This window comes from Janibacter hoylei PVAS-1, from assembly GCF_004025845.1.
Taxonomy (GTDB): Bacteria; Actinomycetota; Actinomycetes; order Actinomycetales; family Dermatophilaceae; genus Janibacter; species Janibacter hoylei.
Genome location: NZ_PIPF01000006.1, coordinates 106,933 through 122,035 on the forward strand (window position 1 = coordinate 106,933; position 15,103 = coordinate 122,035).

Consider the following 15,103-nt stretch of genomic DNA (forward strand, 5'->3'; position numbering starts at 1 on the left):
GCGGAACGCGCCCCGGCCGCCATTCCTTCCCCGAGCATGTCGAAGAGCGCCCCGCGGCTCCGACGTCCGTGGTGTCATGGCCAGCAGGCCGCATCCCGAGGCCGCCCCGGCGGCAGGAGGCACCACCATGAAGTTCGTCATCCTCGTCCACTCCACGCCCCAGCCCTGGGGGCATCCCACGGGCGACTTCGTCGCCGCGCACCAGGCGCTGCCGGCGCAGCAGCGCGAGCAGATGGAGCGCGACTTCGAGCAGCTGCTCACCGAGATGCAGGAGGCGGGCGAGCTCCTCGGCGGCGAGGCCCTCGGCGACCCGGCGACGGCGCGGCTCTACCGCTGGGCCGACGGCGAGCCGATCGCGACCGACGGGCCCTACGCCGAGACCAAGGAGCAGTTCGCCGGCTTCTTCCTCGTCGACGTCGTCGACCGGGAGCGGGCCGAGGAGCTCGGTCGGGCCTTCGCGGGTCCCGGCGAGACGATCGAGATCCGTCCGACGATGTGGCCCGGCGGCGAGGAACAGTGACCTCGGCCGAGGGCGTCTGGAGGGAGCACACCGCCGACGTCCTCGCCGCGCTGCTGCGGCGCAGCGGCGACTTCGGGGCCTGCGAGGACGCGGTCCAGGAGGCGCTGCTCGCCGCGGCGGAGCAGTGGCCGCGCGAGGGCCGGCCCGACGACCCCAAGGCGTGGCTGGTCCGGGTGGCCTCCCGCCGGCTCATCGACACCCAGCGCTCCGAGGGTGCCCGCGAGCGCCGCGAGGAGGTCGAGTCCCGCTCTGCCGCACGGCTGCTCGAAGGGAGCAGAGCCGCCTTCGGCGACCCCGGAGCCGTCGTCGACGGGTCGCCGGCCGATGACGACACCCTGCGGATGGCGATGCTCTGCGCCCACCCCGACCTGTCCGATGCCTCCCGGGTGGCCCTGACCTTGCGGGCCGTCGCCGGCCTGACGACCGCGCAGATCGCGGCCTGCTTCCTCGTGCCCGAGGCGACGATGGCGCAGCGGGTCAGCCGGGCCAAGGCGACGATCAGGGCGAGCGAGGCTCCCTTCGCCCCGCCGACGCAGGAGGACGCGATGGCGCGCCTGCACGCGGTGCGGCACGTCCTCTACCTCACCTTCACCGCCGGCCACACGAGCGCCGCCGGCGACGCGCTCGTCGACGTCGACCTCCAGCGCGAGGCCCTGCGCCTGGCCGAGCGCCTCCACCGGGCGCTGCCGCGCGACCCCGAGACCGCCGGCCTGCTCGCCCTGCTGCTCGTGGACCACGCGCGGGCGGCGGCCCGCCAGGACGCGGCCGGTGACCTCGTCCCGCTCGACGCCCAGGACCGCGCGCTGTGGGACCACGACGCCATCGCGCGCGGCGTGCGGATCGTCGAGGAGGCGCTGGTGCGCGGGGCGGTCGGGCCCTTCCAGCTGCAGGCGGCGATCGCGGCGGTCCACGGCGAGGCGCCGACCGCGCAGGAGACTGACTGGGAGCAGATCGTCGTCCTCTACCGGATCCTCCTGCGCATCGCACCCTCGCCGGTCGTCGAGCTCAACCTCGCCGCGGCCGTCGGGATGGCGCAGGGGGCGGCAGCCGGTCTGGCCGCGCTCGAACCGCTGCTCGCGGACCCGACACTGGCCCGGGGGCACCGGGTCCACGCCGTCCACGCCCACCTGCTCGAGCGGGCCGGTCGAGGCGAAGAGGCCTGTGCCGCATACCTGCTCGCGGCTAGCCGCACCCAGAGCATCCCCGAGCAGCGCTACCTCAACCGCCGTGCTGGCCACCGCCGGGGTTTATCGGGTGACCCGAGAAACCCCGGCTTTGCATGAGTCCCAAACTCTTGCGAAGCCGGGGATTTCCGGGTCACCCGAGAATCGCGGGACTCCTGAGGGGTTGACAACGTACAACCATATGGTCGGGGAGCACTCGGTGTCCGCCCTGGCCGCCGACTACCCGACGAGCTTCGCCGTCGTGCAGAAGCACGTGGCGGTGCTCGAGCGGGCGGGGCTGATCACCAAGCGCCGCAGCGGACGAGAGTCGCTGGCGAGCGGGGACGTCGAGGCCGTGCGTGCCGGCGGTGCCCTGCTCGCCGAGCTCGAGGCCGTGTGGCACGGCCGGGTCGCGGGGATCGACGCCCTGGTGGCCAACGACAGCACCACCCCCACCGCATGACCCACACCCAGGAGGTCACCATGCCCATCATCGACGTCACCACTGACCTCGACACCCGCACCCTCGTCATGGCGACCGAGTTCCCCGTCAGCGTCGAGCGCCGCTGGCAGGTGTGGGCCGACCCGCGCCAGCTCGAGCAGTGGTGGGGGCCCGAGGGCTACCCGGCCACTGTGACCGAGCACGACCTCACCCCCGGCGGCACGGTGAGCTACCACATGACCAGCCCGGAGGGGGAGGAGTTCCCCGGCGGCTGGACCGTCGTCGCCGTCGACGAGCCGCGCCGGCTCGAGCTGCGTGACTACTTCGCCGATGCCGACGGCAACCCCGTCGACACCGCCCCGACCTCGACGATGGTCGTCGAGTTCGTCGCCGTCGACGGTGGCGCGCGCATGGTTGTGACTTCGTCTGCTGAATGGCGGGGTTCCTCGGTCGCTTCGTGGCGGGGTCAGGTGACACCGATGACCAGGGTGCTCTGTGCGGCTTCGATGACGTCGTTGGTGATGGTGTCGAGTTCGTTGATCTTCAGGACCCGCTGGATCTGGGGGAAGAGGCGTTCGAGGAGCCGGAAGTTGCCGCGGGTGATCCGTGCGATGGCTGCGATGGCTTGGGCGTCGGTGAAGTCGTCGGGGTCGAGGGTCTTGCCGAGGGATCGCCAGTGTCGCTCGAGGACGAACAGCAGTTCGTCTTGTCCCAGGGGCCGGTACGGGTGGGCGAAGCCGACTCGGCTGTAGAACTGGGGGTAGCGGCTGAACTGCTTCTCCAGGCCGGGCATGCCGATCAGGATCAGGGCGATGTCGTCGCGGTCGTAGCGATCGCGCAGCAGTTCCAGAGCGGCAGGCGTGCCGTCGTTCCTCTCGATAAGTAGCGGTGGTGTCCGGTGAGGGTTCCCCTTGCGGGCATGCGATCTGGGCTGACGCCTGTGACCGAGTGTTCAGTGCGCGCTGTATAGTTCAGTCCATGCTGACTATTGCTTCGCGTCTCGACGTGATGAACCGCCTGGGTCGTGCACTGGCCGACCCCACTCGATCCCGGATCATCTTGACCCTGCTCGACCATCCCGCTTACCCGGCGGAACTGGCCCGAGATCTGGACCTGACACGCCCGAACGTGTCCAACCACCTGGCATGCCTGCGCGATTGCGGGATCGTCGTCTCCGAGCCCGAGGGTCGTCGGACACGATATGAGATCGCCGATTCGCACCTGGCGCAGGCGCTGACGGCACTGGTCGATGCCACCCTGGCAGTGGACGCAGACGCCCCGTGCATCGATCCCGCCTGCTCGCTTCCCGGATGCGACGCAGCTGGGGAGGGCGCATGATCCTCACCTCGGTCTTGCAGGCGATGGGCCTGTTCGCAGCGACCAACATCGACGACATCATCGTGCTCTCCCTCTTCTTCGCGCGAGGGGCAGGCCAGCGCGGCACTACAGCCCGCATTCTGGCCGGCCAGTACCTCGGATTCGTCGGCATCCTCGGTGCCGCGGTCCTGGTGACCATCGGTGCCGGAGCATTCCTGCCCTCGGCAGCCATCCCGTACTTCGGTCTCATCCCTCTGGGCCTCGGCCTCTGGGCCGCATGGCAGGCCTGGCGCGGAGACGATGACGACGATGACGACGAGGCCAAGGTTGCCGGCAAGAAGGTCGGCGTGTGGACAGTCGCAGGCGTCACCCTTGCCAACGGCGGCGACAACATCGGCGTCTACACCCCTGTCTTCCTCAGCGTGGAACCTCTCGCAGTAGTCGCCTACTGCATCGTCTTCCTCGCGCTCGTCGCGGTCCTGGTGGCCCTGGCGAAGTTCGTCGCCACCCGCCCCCCGATCGCCGAAGTGCTCGAACGCTGGGAGCACATCCTCTTCCCCATCGTTCTCATCGGCCTCGGCATCGTGATCCTCGTCAGCGGCGGAGCCTTCGGACTCTGACGTAGCGGCAGCGATCCAAACGGCCCCGACCGGGCGCACCCCTCTCGGTTCAGACCGCGACACCTACCTGCAGCCAGTCCTGCGTGATCGCGGCAACAAGACCGCCACGGAGCGCTGCAAAAACCCCGCCACCAAGCGAACGAAGCCACACGCATGGTCAACACCTCCACGTGGGAGTCCGCCGACGACATGCAGAAGGTGCTCGACATGGGCGTCGTCGAGGGCTCGACGTCCGCGGTCAGCCAGCTCGACAAGCTGCTCGCCGCCTGAGCGCGGCCGACGTTTCACCCACCGTTCGCCCGGGGGACCCGTGAGGGTCGCCCCGGGCGAACGCCTGCTTGCTGGACTACGGCGCGTCCCCTCGACCGATCCCAGGAGTCCCCATGTCCACCCCAGCCCCCATCGACCGCCGCACCCTGCTCGGCGGCTCCGCCGGCGCCCTCGGCCTGCTCGTCGCCGGCAGCTCGGCCCCCTTCGCCGCGCACGCCACCGCCGCGCAGACCACCCGCCTGGCCGCCGGCTACGGCCCCCTTCGTCCGGCCGGTGAGCTGCTCGCCCTGCCGGAGGGCTTCAGCTACACGGTCCTCGCCGAGTCCGGCACGACCACGGTCGGCGGCTACGCCGTGGCCGGCAGTCAGGACGCGATGGGTGCCTTCGCCCGTGCTGGCGGCGGCTCGACGATCGTCTGCAACCACGAGATCGGTGGTGCCGACGACGGCGCCGTCCCGCACGTCGACGGACTGGTCTACGACCGCGGGGCGAAGGGGGGAACCTCCACCCTCGTCGTGGACGCCGACAACACCGTGCTCGAGCACTACACCTCCGTGGCCGGCACCGTCGACAACTGCGCCGGCGGCATCACGCCGTGGGGCACGTGGCTGACCTGCGAGGAGACCGACGAGCGCGCCGGTACCCACGAGGACGATGGCGTCAGCTACACCTTCGAGCAGGACCACGGCTACGTCTTCGAGGTCGACCCGACCAGCCAGGCGGCCAACATCGGCAAGGCCAACATCCCGCTGAAGTTCCTCGGGCGCTTCGAGCACGAGGCCGCCGTTGTCGAGGAGGCGACCGGCCGGATCTACCTCACCGAGGACGCCGACGAGCCCAACGGACTCTTCTACCGCTGGACCCCGCCCGCTGGCTACCGCCAGGGCAAGGGCGCACTCCACGCGCTCGCGGCCGACGGCGCCGTCGAGGTCGGCACCCTCGAGGCGCTCGTCGCCTTCGAGCGCAACGGCGCCCACGTCACTGACCTGTCGAAGGCGACGAAGACCAACACCACCTACACCGTGCGCTGGGTCGAGGTCCCCGACCGTGACGCCCGGGAGACCCCGATCCGTGAGCAGCTCGCCGACGACGAGGTGACCCGCGCGCGCAAGCTCGAGGGTCAGTGGTGGGGCGACGGCGGCGTCTATGTCGTCTCGAGCTATGCCCGCAGCGACGACGGCTCGCTCCACGAGCACGACGGCCAGGTGTGGTTCTTCGACCCCCGCAAGCAGACGATCAGGCTCACGACGATCTTCGCGGTCAACGAGGACGGCGCCGGCGTCGACGGCCCGGACAACATCACCGTCTCGCCCCACGGTGGGCTCGTCCTCGCCGAGGACGGCGAGGGCGCCTCGCAGCTCATCGGCGTCACCGACCAGGGCACGGCCTACCGTCTCGCGCTCAACCTCGTCGACGACAGCGAGTGGGCCGGCCCGACCTTCGACGCCGCGGGCACGACCCTCTTCGCCAACATCCAGGGCGACCCCGGTCGCACCTTTGCGATCACCGGGCCGTGGGGTCGTCCGTCCAACGCGCGGGAGTCGGCTCGCGGCTGACCCCCCTTCGCGCTCAGCAAGAGAAACCCGCGGTTCGCAAGAGTTTCAAACCCTTGCGAACCGCGGGTTTCTCGGGTCACCCGGAAATCGTGGGGTCGATGGGGTGCCAGGGCCGGTCCGGTCGCGTCTCGACCGGGCTGGCCCCCACCCGCACCCCGTAGACCGGGGGCGGCCCGGGCTCGGCGACGCCGAGGTACCCGTGGCCGGTGAGCCGGCACCACGCCGGCAGGTCGATGGGCGCAACCGGGTCGGTCGTGCTCAGGTGCACGATGCTGCCGGGGGGCAGGTCGGCGACCCGCGCACGCAGCAGGATGAGTAGCCGCGCGCACGACAGGTCCCCGCCGTCGATCCGCGCGACGGGCTCGTCGGGTGCGTGCACTCAGCCGATGGCGGAGCGAAGGGCGGCGACGACCCGCTCGTCGTCGGGCGCCACCTGCGGGCTGAAGCGCGCCACGGGCGTGCCGTCGGCGTCGATGACGAACTTCTCGAAGTTCCACCGGATGTCGCCACTCTCGCCCCCTTCGTCCGGGGTGTCGACGAGAGCCGCGTAGACGGCGTGGCGGCCGGGGCCGTTGACCTCGACCTTTTCGCTCATCGGGAAGGTCACGCCGTAGGTGGCGGAGCAGAACTCGGCGATCTCCTCGGCCGTGCCCGGCTCCTGCCCGCCGAACTGGTTGCACGGCAGCCCGACGACGGTGAACCCCTGCGGGGCGTACTCCTCGTGCAGCGCCTCGAGGGCCGCGTACTGCGGGGTCAGGCCGCACTTGCTCGCGACATTGACGAGCAGCGCCGGTCGGCCGCCGGTGAGGTCGCGCAGCGTGCCGGGGGTGCCGTCGAGGCGGGCGAGGGGGGCGTCGAGGAGGCTCATGACTCGACGATATGCCCGTCCCTCGGTCCCCGGGTGGGCGGGGCGAAGGGGGACGGCTGCGCCCGCCGAAGTCCTGCCTGGTCCGCTGGTGCCGTTGCCGTTCTCGACTTCGGCTTGATGTGCGCAGCCATCCCCTTCGCCCTGCCGCCTGCCGCCGTGTGTCCGTCCTCCGCTCCCTGAGGAGTGAGGCCGTCCACGGCCGACTGCCCCCCGCTCCCTGGGGGTGAGGCCGTCCTCGGCCGACTGCCCCCCGCTCCCTGAGGAGTGAGGCCGTCCACGGCCGAGCGTCTCGAAGGGAGGGGCCCTTCGAGACGGGCCCGGGGGGCCCTTCTCAGGGGCCCTTCGAGACGGGCCCGGGGGCCCTCCTCAGGGACCGATGCGGCCGTAGGCTCGGGCCATGCCTGCGCTCGCCGCCCTCGTGGTCGTCACTCTGGTCCACCTGGCCGCGCAGGGCGTCGCTCCGGGGGGTGTGCTCGCCGACCTCACCCAGGTGCTGCTCATGCCCGTGCTCGCGTGGCTGCTGTGGACCACCACCCCGGACCCGAAGTCGCAGCTCGCGCGTCTGGCCCTCGCGGCGCTCGGCCTCTCGTGGCTCGGCGACACGCTCCCGCGGTTCTTCGACGACGGCAGCGACGCCGGCTTCTGGGCGATGGTCGTGCCCTTCCTGCTCGCCCAGATCGCCTATGCCGCAGCCTTCCTGCCCTTCGTCGACCGGAGCATCGCGCGCACCCGACCGGTCCTCGTCGCCCCCTATGTCGTGGCGATGCTCGCCGTGCTGGTCTTCACCGCGCTGCGTACGGGAGCGATCTGGCCGGTCCTCGTCTACGGGGCCGCCATCGTCACCATGGCCGTCCTCGCGACCGGGCTCGACCGGGTCGCGACGGTCGGCGCCGTGGTCTTCCTCGTCTCCGACGGGCTCATCGCGCTGCGCACCTTCGATGGGGTCGAGCTGCCCCTCCACAGCGTGCTCGTCATGCTCACCTATGTGTTCGCCCAGTTCCTCCTCGTCGCCTCGATCGCGCACCACGACCGGGCGGCCCGACCGCTGCGGGGCTGAGTGCGCAGCCACCGCGTCGCCGACATCGCCGAGCAGGCCGGCCTGTCCGAGGCCACCGTCGACCGGGTCCTCCACGGTCGGCCGGGTGCCAGTCCCCGCGCCGTCCGCGCGGTGGAGCAGGCGGTCGCCGAGCTCGACCGGCAGGCGAGCGCCCTGCGCCTCGGGGCCCGCTCGCTCGTCCTCGACGTCGTCATGCAGGCTCCCGACCGCTTCAGCGGAGAGGTCACGGCGGCGCTGGAGTCCCAGCTGAGCGGGCTGCGGCCGGCCGCCGTGCGCGCCCGCTACCACCTGCGGGAGTCGGGCACGGTCGACGATGTCGTCGCCACGCTCGAGGGCATCGGGCGCAGGGGGCGCACCAGCCACGCCGTGCTCCTCAAGGTCCCCGACGAGCCGGCCGTCGCGGCCGCGATCGACGACCTCGCCGACCGCGGGATCCCCGCGGTCACCCTCGTCACCGACGTGCACGGATCGCGGCGCATCGCCTATGCCGGGCCGGACCACGTCTCGGCCGGCCGCACCGCCGCGCACCTCGTGCAGCACTGGGGCAGAGGCGATCTCGCGAGCGTCCTCGTCACGCTGAGCCGCTCCTCCTTCGTGGGGGAGCGGACCCGGGTCGAGGCCTTCGTCGAGCAGATGAGCGCCACCGCACCGCACGTCGAGGTGCGCCGGGTCGCCGATGCCGACGGGCTCGACGCTGCGACCGCGGCCGTCGTCGCCGCCGAGCTCGAGGATGTCACGGCACCCCTCGGGGTGTACTCCGTCGGAGGCGCCAACCGGGCGATACTCGCGACGCTCCGCGCGAAGAGGGTCCCCCCTTCGGTCTACGTCGGGCACGACCTCGACGCCGACAACCTCGGGCTGCTGCGCACGGGCGAGATCGACCTCGTGCTCCACCACGACCTGCGCGAGGACGCGCGCGCCGCGATCACCGCTGTGCTCCAGCACCACCGGCTGGTCCCGGGGGCGCCGACCTCACTCGCGTCGGGGGTGCAGGTCGTCACCCGGCACAACATCCCCGCGCGGATGGTCCGGGGGTCGGCGTGAGGCACGAGGGCTACCTGCCGGGCAGCAGCGGCTACCGGCGGATCGTCTGGTCGCTCTTCGCGGCGGGACTCGCGACCTTCACCCTGCTGTACTCGACGCAGGCACTGCTGCCGGACCTGCGGCGCGACTTCGACGTCTCGACGGGTGCCTCGACCCTCAGCGTGTCGCTGGCGATGTTCGGCATCGGCGCCGGGTTGCTCATCGCCGGTCCGCTCTCCGACGTCGTCGGACGCACCCGCCTGATCCACCTATCGCTCGGGGCCTCGGTCGTCATCGGCTTCGCCTCGGCGCTCGCGCCGACCTGGGAGGCGCTGCTCGCGCTGCGCTTTGCGGACGGCTTCGCGCTCGCCGGGCTGCCCGCGGTCGCGACGGCCTACCTGCGCGAGGAGCTGCACCCCTCGAGCCAGGGGCGCGCCGCCGGGCTCTACGTCGGGGGCACGGCCTTCGGCGGGATGTCGGGCCGACTCGTCTCCGGATTCGGCGCGGAGCTGGGCGGCGGGTGGCGCTGGGGTATCGCCGCAACAGTGCTCGTCGGCCTGGCGTGCGCGGTCCTCGTGCGGCTCGCGCTGCCGGTCTCGCGGGGCTTCGAGCCGGCGCCGGGCAACCCGCGTGCGCTGGCGGCGATGACCCGCCGGGCCCTGTCGGACCCGGCGCTGCTCGCCCTCTACGCCATCGGCGGCTGCTCGCTCGGGGCGATGGTCGCACTCTTCAACACCATCGGCTTCCGGCTGGCGGATCCCCCCTTCGCGCTGGGGATCGGTGCGGCGAGCCTCGTCTTCCTCGTCTACCCGCTGGGGACGGTCAGCTCGACGTGGTTCGGCGACCTCGCCGACCGTCACGGGCGGCGAACGGTCATCCCGATCGGGGCGGCCGTCGCGATCGTCGGGGCACTGCTCACGCTGCCCGACGTGCTGTCGCTCGTCGTCGTGGGGATGGGGCTGCTCGTCGTCGGCTTCTTCGCGGTGCACGGCATCGCGAGCGGCTGGGTGCCGCTGCGGGCCCACCTCGGCGGGACGAGCGCCGGCCAAGCGGCCTCGCTGTACCTCTTCACGTACTACCTCGGGTCCGCGGTCTTCGGCACCGTTTCCGGCGCCGCGTGGACGCGCGCCGGGTGGGCGGGGTCGGTAGCCCTCTCGGTGGCGCTGCTCGTGCTCGTCATGGCATTGGCCGCGCTGCTGCGACGCACGCCGTCGCTCGCGCCCGGGCTGCGCTGACCGGCCCGGGAGTCCGCACCTCCGCGGCTACTCGTCCGCCGGGTCCTCGGCCGGCGTGCTCACCATGAGGCAGGTGCCGATGGTCACCGCGGCGGCGACGGCCAGCATGACGAAGGCCGCCTGCACGCCCGAGGTGCGCTCCGCCGTCGTCGGGTCGGCGCCCGCGACGAGCGTCATGACGGCGATGCTCGTCGCCGTGCCGGCCGCCCCGAAGACCTGCTGGGAGGAGCCGAGCAGCGCGGAGCCGTGCGCGTGCAGGGAGTGCGGCAGCGAGCCCAGGCCCGCGGTGAAGAGCGGGGTGAAGAGCAGCGCGAGCGAGAGGCTGAGCAGCACGTGCAGGATGAGCACGGTCCACATGCCGACGTGCGGCAGCAGCACGGCGAAGAGCGTCAGCGACAGGGTCATGCCGACCGCGCCGGGGACGACGAGGGGTCGGGCGCCGATGCGGTCGTAGAGCCGTCCGATCGACGGCCCGAGCAGGCCCATGGCCAGGCCGCCCGGGATGAGCAGCAGCCCGGTGTCGAGGGTGCTCAGGCCGAGCCCGCGCTGCAGGTGGATCGGCAGCAGGATGACCGAGCTGATGAGTGCGGCGAAGCCGAGGCACATCGTGACGAAGGCGCCCGTGAAGCTGCGGTGGCGGAAGGCCCGCAGGTCCATGAGCGGGTCGCCGGTGCGGGCGAGGGTCAGCTGTCGCCAGGCGAAGACCGCGAGGGCGAGGGCTGCGATGCCGGCCGCGAGGAGGGGGTCGACGACGGGCTCGGGAGCTGGACCCCCTTCGCCGCCGTGGCCGCCACCGAGGCCCGAGAGACCTTAGACGATGCCGCCGAAGCCGACGACCGCCAGGGCGACGCTCGGCAGGTCGAGGCGGCTGTCCTCGCGCTCGCCGGTGTCGGGCAGCAGGCGCAGGCCGAGGGCGAGGGAGGCCGCGGCGATCGGCAGCACGGCGATGAAGATCAGGCGCCACGTGCCGAGCTCGAGCAGGACCCCGGAGACGGCCGGGCCCATCGCGGGGGCGACGGCGATGACGAGCGAGACATTGCCCATCGTGCGGCCGCGGTCGGCGACGGGCACGAGGTCCATGAGGGTGGTCATGAGCAGCGGGATCATCACCGCGGTGCCGCCCGCCTGCACGACGCGGGCGGCGACGAGCACCTCGAAGCTCGGGGCGGCCGCGGCGATCGTCGTGCCGACGGTGAAGAGACCCATCGCCACGGCGAAGGTGCGCCGCGTCGCCAGTCGACGCATGAGCCAGCCGGTCATCGGGATGACGACGGCCATCGTCAGCATGAAGGCGGTCGTCAGCCACTGCGCCGACGTCTCGGTGACGTGGAAGTCGTCCATGAGCCGCGGGATGGCGTTGTTCATGATCGTCTCGTTGAGGATCACGACGAAGGTGGCCACCGTCAGCACGCGCAGGATCAGCGTCGTCTGGGCAGGGGTGGTCACGGGGTGCGGCGCCGCCGCGGTGGTGGGCATGTCCTCCATGGTCCGCCAGGCCACCGACAGCGGCCAAATGCTCTTGACCGCGAAGGGCGTGTCCCTGTCGGTCCGCAGGAGGAGACTGGGTGGCATGTGCCGAAACATCCGACAGCTGCACAACTTCGAGCCCCCGGCCACGACTGACGAGGTGCGCGCCGCCGCCCTCCAGTACGTGCGCAAGGTGAGCGGGTCGACGAAGCCGAGCCAGGCCAACCAGGCCGCCTTCGACGAGGCCGTCGAGGAGATCGCCCAGGTGACCCAGCACCTGCTCGACCACCTCGTGACGAATGCCCCGCCGAAGGACCGCGAGCTCGAGGCGGAGAAGGCCCGGGAGCGGGCCCGCATCCGCTACGGGCGCACCGGCTGACCGCCGGGCGCTCCGAGCTTGCGCGAAGGGGGTCATCTGTGGCCTATGGCGTGTCGTTGCCTGTGGATTGCCGGTCGGCATTTTTTTGCGGGTCCACACGCTTCGCGCCGCATCCTCGCAGGTCAGATGGGGTGTCGCCGTCGGGGTGTGAGGGAGATCCACAGACTTGTCCACGGACTGTGCACAGTGGCATGGCGCGTCGTCCACACCCCGTCCACAGCACTGTCCACAGGGCCGTTTGGCGTTGTCGGCGACGGGTGCGACCCTGCTCTGACGTCCCCTCGACGGGGCGTGCGGACCCCCCCCTTCGTCGGGGTCCGGGGCAGGCACACGGAGGGCGACGCGGTGACGACGACTGACATGGGCGCGAGGAGCTACGGGGACACCGACGGCTACGCGTCCGGGCCGCCCGCCGACCGGCTCCCGCCGCAGGACGTCGGCGCCGAGCAGTCCGTCCTCGGCGGCATGCTCCTCTCCAAGGACGCGATCGCCGACGTCGGTGAGGCGGTGCGCGGGCACGACTTCTACCGGCCGGCGCACGAGTTGATCTTCGACGCGGTCATCGACCTCTACAGCCGCGGCGAGCCGGCCGACGCGATCACCGTCGCCGACGAGCTGAGCAAGCGCGGCGACCTGCAGCGCGCGGGCGGGCAGGCGTACCTGCACGACCTCATCCAGTCGGTGCCGACCGCGGCCAACGCCGGGTACTACGCGCAGATCGTCGCCGAGCGGGCGGTGCTGCGGCGCCTCGTCGAGGCCGGGACCAAGATCGTCCAGATGGGCTACGCCCAGGGCGGCGGCGACGTCGAGGACATCGTCAACCAGGCTCAGGCCGAGGTCTACACCGTCGCGGAGAAGCGTGGCGGCGAGGACTACGCCCCCCTGTGGGACACGCTCAACGAGACGATGACCGAGATCGAGGTCGCCGCCGGTCGCACCGACGAGATGACCGGTGTGCCGACGGGCTTCACCGACCTCGACGAGCTGACGCACGGTCTGCACCCGGGCCAGATGGTCGTCATCGCGGCCAGGCCGGCCATCGGCAAGGCGCTCGCCCTCGACACCGCGCTGCCCACACCGACAGGCTGGACGACCATGGGCGAGGTCGCCGTCGGTGACCAGCTCATCGACGCCGAGGGCCGGGCGACGACTGTCGTCGCCGCGACGGAGGTCATGACCGACCGCCCCTGTTATGAGGTCGAGTTCTCGGACGGCTCGGTGATCGTTGCGGATGCGCAGCATCAGTGGCTGACGGACACCCACGCGTCGCGCAAGTCCTTCCAGGCCGCCCGCGACGGGCGCAACGGCACGAAGAACCAGCGCACCTTCGCCGAGGTCCGCACCACCGAGGAGATCGCGGCCACCATCCGCACCGCGACCAAGGACGCGCGCCTCAACCACTCTGTCGCGCTGGCCCAGCCGCTCGAGCTGCCCGCGGCGGATCTTGCGCTCTCGCCCTACGTCCTCGGTGCCTGGCTCGGAGATGGCACCAGCGACTGCGCGATGTTCACCACTGACGACCCCGAGATCGTCACCTACCTGGAGGGCCAGGGGCTCGTGGTGACGAAGACCAGCGCGGCCATGCGCTACTCCCTCCGGCTGCCCGTCGAGGACGTGGCGGTGCGAGAGTGCGTGGTCTGCGGTGCCGAGTTCGTCCCGCACACGTCACAGGTGAAGACGTGCGGTCGCTCGTGCGGTGGCAAGTCGAAGGGGACGCCCCGCATGGCGGACCCCACGTGCCCCGACTGCGGTCGTCCGTCGTCGGGCAGGCGGCGGTGCCAGGAGTGCCACAACGACCACGGCACGGTGCAGGCGCTGCTGCGCAAGATCGGTGTGCTCGGCGACAAGCACATCCCGATGGACTACCTCAGGGCGTCCGAGGAGCAGCGGCGCGCGCTCCTGGCGGGCCTGCTCGACACTGATGGCACGGTCACCAACGTCGGGTGCGTCCAGTTCACCTCGACCTCGGCACGGTTGATGGGGGATGTGCGCGACCTCGTGGCCGGGCTGGGCTACCGCTTCGGGGTCAGCGAAAAGGCCGTCCATGGTCGCAGCCAGGGGTCGTCGATCGCCTACACGCTGACCTTCAGCGCGGACGAGGACGTCTTCTGGCTCGAGCGCAAGGCGATTCGCCACAAGGACCTGCGGTCGCGCACCTTCCAGCGGCGCAACTCCCGCTTCATCACGGACGTGCGTCCCATCGAGTCTGTACCCGTGCGCTGCGTAGAGGTCGACAACCCGGCCCACCTCTACCTGGCTGGTCGCTCGATGATCCCGACGCACAACTCGACGCTGGGTGTCGACATCGCCCGCGCGGCGGCGATCCACCACCAGATGGCGACCGCGATCTTCTCCCTCGAGATGAGCCGCAGCGAGATCACCATGCGTGTGCTCGCCGCGGAGGCGAGCATCCAGCTGCAGCACCTGCGCCGCGGCAAGATGAGCGACCCCGACTGGCGCAAGCTCTCCCGCGTCGTCGGCCGGATCAGCGACAGCCCGCTCTACATCGACGACTCACCCAACCTAGCGCTCATGGAGATCCGCGCCAAGGCGCGGCGCCTCAAGCAGCAGCACAACCTCAAGCTCATCGTCATCGACTACCTGCAGCTGATGACCTCCGGCAAGAAGGTCGAGTCCCGCCAGCAGGAGGTCTCCGAGTTCTCCCGTGCGCTCAAGCTCCTGGCCAAGGAGCTGCAGGTCCCGGTCATCGCGATCTCGCAGCTGAACCGTGGCCCCGAGCAGCGCACCGACAAGCGTCCGGCGATGAGTGACCTGAGAGAATCGGGCTCTATTGAACAGGATGCAGACTTGGTTATACTTCTCCACCGCGATCGCGACCCGGGGTCCGAGCGCGAAGGGGAGGCCGACGTCATCGTCGCCAAGCACCGCAATGGTCCGACCGCCGACATCGTGCTCGGCTTCCAAGGGCACTATGCGCGGTTCTCGAACCTGGCGAAGGACTCGGCCGGCTTCTAGTTGTAGAGAGGGGGCCTAGTTTGTACAAGCGGCTCTGTACATTGTTTACGGGCAATTGCGGCGTGTCGTTAGGAGTTTTGCCTACGGCGTGGTAATGGAGCGCCAGCGTTCGGTAGTGTCGCTGTGCAGACAAAGTTCGAGGGCGTCCCGTTGGCCCGGGACGCCCTCGTGAACAACTACCTGATCCCTTGGCTGGGTGGCAGGAGGAGT

General features: G+C 71.1%; 15 protein-coding genes and 2 pseudogenes. 12 read left to right on the top strand and 5 right to left on the bottom strand.

Translation table 11 applies throughout. The features are described from left to right. The first annotated feature begins 127 nt into the window (after nucleotides 1–127). From CWN80_RS06685 to CWN80_RS06700, 4 genes and pseudogenes are all read left to right on the top strand, one after another. Nucleotides 128–520 carry a YciI family protein gene (locus CWN80_RS06685; protein WP_007925766.1) on the top strand — a complete coding sequence of 131 codons (393 nt, stop codon included), beginning with the start codon at nucleotides 128–130 and terminating at the stop codon, nucleotides 518–520. After that, nucleotides 517–1,803: an RNA polymerase sigma factor gene (locus tag CWN80_RS06690; RefSeq protein ID WP_007925764.1), complete on the top strand. Its 1,287-nt coding sequence runs from the start codon at nucleotides 517–519 to the stop codon at nucleotides 1,801–1,803. The genes CWN80_RS06685 and CWN80_RS06690 overlap by 4 nt, the downstream gene beginning before the upstream one ends. A 100-nt stretch (nucleotides 1,804–1,903) precedes the next feature. Next, on the top strand, nucleotides 1,904–2,146 hold the full coding sequence (locus CWN80_RS06695) for a helix-turn-helix domain-containing protein (RefSeq protein WP_337590128.1): 243 nt from the start codon (nucleotides 1,904–1,906) through the stop codon (nucleotides 2,144–2,146). A 68-nt stretch (nucleotides 2,147–2,214) separates the two neighbouring features. After that, nucleotides 2,215–2,553: pseudogene (locus CWN80_RS06700) on the top strand (SRPBCC family protein); the annotation flags it as partial. Between the two features lie 38 nt (nucleotides 2,554–2,591). On the opposite strand, the pseudogene CWN80_RS06705 reads toward CWN80_RS06700, so the two are convergent. Next, nucleotides 2,592–2,984, bottom strand: a pseudogene (locus tag CWN80_RS06705) (TniB family NTP-binding protein); the annotation flags it as partial. Nucleotides 2,985–3,103: 119 nt separating this feature from the next. On the opposite strand from CWN80_RS06705, the gene cmtR reads away from it, so the two are divergent. The 3 genes from cmtR to CWN80_RS06720 all read left to right on the top strand — a co-directional run bounded on the left by cmtR (nucleotide 3,104) and on the right by CWN80_RS06720 (nucleotide 5,888). Then, nucleotides 3,104–3,463: a Cd(II)/Pb(II)-sensing metalloregulatory transcriptional regulator CmtR gene (cmtR, locus tag CWN80_RS06710; protein WP_083853642.1), complete on the top strand. Its 360-nt coding sequence runs from the start codon at nucleotides 3,104–3,106 to the stop codon at nucleotides 3,461–3,463. After that, nucleotides 3,460–4,062, top strand: coding sequence for a cadmium resistance transporter (locus CWN80_RS06715; RefSeq protein ID WP_007925754.1), 603 nt, complete (start codon nucleotides 3,460–3,462; stop codon nucleotides 4,060–4,062). The genes cmtR and CWN80_RS06715 overlap by 4 nt, the downstream gene beginning before the upstream one ends. A gap of 383 nt (nucleotides 4,063–4,445) precedes the next feature. Beyond that, complete coding sequence (locus CWN80_RS06720; protein ID WP_007925751.1) at nucleotides 4,446–5,888, top strand: alkaline phosphatase PhoX; 1,443 nt, start codon at nucleotides 4,446–4,448, stop codon at nucleotides 5,886–5,888. Between the two features lie 76 nt (nucleotides 5,889–5,964). On the opposite strand, the gene CWN80_RS06725 is transcribed toward CWN80_RS06720, so the two are convergent. Next, complete coding sequence (locus tag CWN80_RS06725; protein ID WP_128277050.1) at nucleotides 5,965–6,267, bottom strand: sulfurtransferase TusA family protein; 303 nt, start codon at nucleotides 6,265–6,267, stop codon at nucleotides 5,965–5,967. Further along, the gene (locus CWN80_RS06730; protein WP_128277051.1) at nucleotides 6,268–6,756 is read right to left on the bottom strand and encodes a glutathione peroxidase; all 489 of its coding nucleotides are present in this window, start codon (nucleotides 6,754–6,756) and stop codon (nucleotides 6,268–6,270) included. It abuts the gene before it with no gap. Nucleotides 6,757–7,153: 397 nt separating this feature from the next. Between CWN80_RS06730 and CWN80_RS06735 the strand changes: the two genes are divergently transcribed. The 3 genes from CWN80_RS06735 to CWN80_RS06745 are packed head-to-tail and all read left to right on the top strand — an operon-like array spanning nucleotide 7,154 to nucleotide 10,071. Continuing rightward, a complete protein-coding gene (locus CWN80_RS06735) occupies nucleotides 7,154–7,813 on the top strand; it encodes a lysoplasmalogenase family protein (protein WP_007925748.1) in 660 nt (219 codons plus the stop codon). Then, the gene (locus CWN80_RS06740; RefSeq protein WP_007925747.1) at nucleotides 7,814–8,857 is read left to right on the top strand and encodes a LacI family DNA-binding transcriptional regulator; all 1,044 of its coding nucleotides are present in this window, start codon (nucleotides 7,814–7,816) and stop codon (nucleotides 8,855–8,857) included. Continuing rightward, on the top strand, nucleotides 8,854–10,071 hold the full coding sequence (locus CWN80_RS06745; RefSeq protein ID WP_007925746.1) for an MFS transporter: 1,218 nt from the start codon (nucleotides 8,854–8,856) through the stop codon (nucleotides 10,069–10,071). The genes CWN80_RS06740 and CWN80_RS06745 overlap by 4 nt, the downstream gene beginning before the upstream one ends. A 27-nt stretch (nucleotides 10,072–10,098) precedes the next feature. Here the strand turns inward: CWN80_RS06745 and CWN80_RS15650 are convergent, their stop codons facing one another. Both CWN80_RS15650 and CWN80_RS15655 read right to left on the bottom strand, forming a co-directional pair. Further along, a complete protein-coding gene (locus tag CWN80_RS15650) occupies nucleotides 10,099–10,728 on the bottom strand; it encodes an MFS transporter (protein WP_202865225.1) in 630 nt (209 codons plus the stop codon). Between the two features lie 153 nt (nucleotides 10,729–10,881). Beyond that, nucleotides 10,882–11,547, bottom strand: coding sequence for an MFS transporter (locus tag CWN80_RS15655; RefSeq protein ID WP_202865226.1), 666 nt, complete (start codon nucleotides 11,545–11,547; stop codon nucleotides 10,882–10,884). 94 nt (nucleotides 11,548–11,641) lie between these two features. On the opposite strand from CWN80_RS15655, the gene CWN80_RS06755 reads away from it, so the two are divergent. Next, nucleotides 11,642–11,917 (top strand): DUF2277 domain-containing protein, encoded by a 276-nt coding sequence (locus tag CWN80_RS06755; RefSeq protein ID WP_007925745.1) that lies wholly within the window; start codon nucleotides 11,642–11,644, stop codon nucleotides 11,915–11,917. A gap of 360 nt (nucleotides 11,918–12,277) precedes the next feature. Continuing rightward, on the top strand, nucleotides 12,278–14,893 hold the full coding sequence (gene dnaB / locus CWN80_RS06760; protein WP_007925744.1) for a replicative DNA helicase: 2,616 nt from the start codon (nucleotides 12,278–12,280) through the stop codon (nucleotides 14,891–14,893). Nucleotides 14,894–15,103: the final 210 nt, after the last annotated feature.

Bases quoted from the DNA above. Each gene is read 5' to 3' on its own strand.
- CWN80_RS06685 (WP_007925766.1), top strand. From the start codon at position 128: ATGAAGTTCGTCATCCTCGTCCACTCCACGCCCCAGCCCTGGGGGCAT.
- CWN80_RS06720 (WP_007925751.1), top strand. From the start codon at position 4,446: ATGTCCACCCCAGCCCCCATCGACCGCCGCACCCTGCTCGGCGGCTCC.
- CWN80_RS06715 (WP_007925754.1), top strand. From the start codon at position 3,460: ATGATCCTCACCTCGGTCTTGCAGGCGATGGGCCTGTTCGCAGCGACC.
- CWN80_RS06755 (WP_007925745.1), top strand. From the start codon at position 11,642: ATGTGCCGAAACATCCGACAGCTGCACAACTTCGAGCCCCCGGCCACG.
- CWN80_RS15650 (WP_202865225.1), bottom strand. From the start codon at position 10,728: ATGGACCTGCGGGCCTTCCGCCACCGCAGCTTCACGGGCGCCTTCGTC.
- dnaB (WP_007925744.1), top strand. From the start codon at position 12,278: ATGGGCGCGAGGAGCTACGGGGACACCGACGGCTACGCGTCCGGGCCG.
- CWN80_RS15655 (WP_202865226.1), bottom strand. From the start codon at position 11,547: ATGCCCACCACCGCGGCGGCGCCGCACCCCGTGACCACCCCTGCCCAG.
- CWN80_RS06730 (WP_128277051.1), bottom strand. From the start codon at position 6,756: ATGAGCCTCCTCGACGCCCCCCTCGCCCGCCTCGACGGCACCCCCGGC.
- cmtR (WP_083853642.1), top strand. From the start codon at position 3,104: ATGCTGACTATTGCTTCGCGTCTCGACGTGATGAACCGCCTGGGTCGT.
- CWN80_RS06735 (WP_007925748.1), top strand. From the start codon at position 7,154: ATGCCTGCGCTCGCCGCCCTCGTGGTCGTCACTCTGGTCCACCTGGCC.